Source organism: Rhodanobacter sp. DHG33, assembly GCF_014843005.1.
Classification (GTDB): domain Bacteria; phylum Pseudomonadota; class Gammaproteobacteria; order Xanthomonadales; family Rhodanobacteraceae; genus Rhodanobacter_A.
In genome coordinates this window covers 1-457 of the sequence record NZ_JACYXM010000029.1, presented here as the reverse complement: position 1 = coordinate 457, position 457 = coordinate 1, and the positions used below count along the sequence as shown (strand labels likewise).

Here is a 457-nt window from a genome sequence, read left to right as displayed (position 1 = left end):
TGGGTGGAGGTGAGGCCCAGCATTTGCGGATCGGGATCGGCGACGGACTGGTGGGCCCACGTCGCGGGTGTACCGAGGTCGAGCACGGTCAGGTGAGCGACCGCCGATTCGCCCAGGGCCGTTCGTCCGGTGGTATCGGCCAGCAAGAGCGCGGGAGCGGCATCGTGCAGGACCTGGGTCAGCCGCTCAGAGGGATAGGCCGGATCGAGCGGGACATAGGCGCCGCCTGCTTTCAGGGTGGCCAGGAGCCCTACGACCATGGCCAGGCTGCGTTCGACGCAGATCGCCACGCGATCATCGGGTCGCACGCCGAGGCTGATCAGATGATGGGCCAGGCGATTGGCCTGGATGTTGAGTTCGGTATAGGAGAGGGACTGATCCTCGAAGACGAGGGCGGTGGCCTCGGGGTGCTGCTGTACTTGTTGCTCGAACAACTGGTGGATGCACAGCTGATCGG

General features: G+C 65.4%; 1 protein-coding gene. It reads right to left on the bottom strand.

What is annotated here, in order from left to right:
* Nucleotides 1-457: AMP-binding protein (locus IHE46_RS17250; RefSeq protein ID WP_192166082.1), on the bottom strand; the 457-nt coding region annotated here is incomplete at both ends.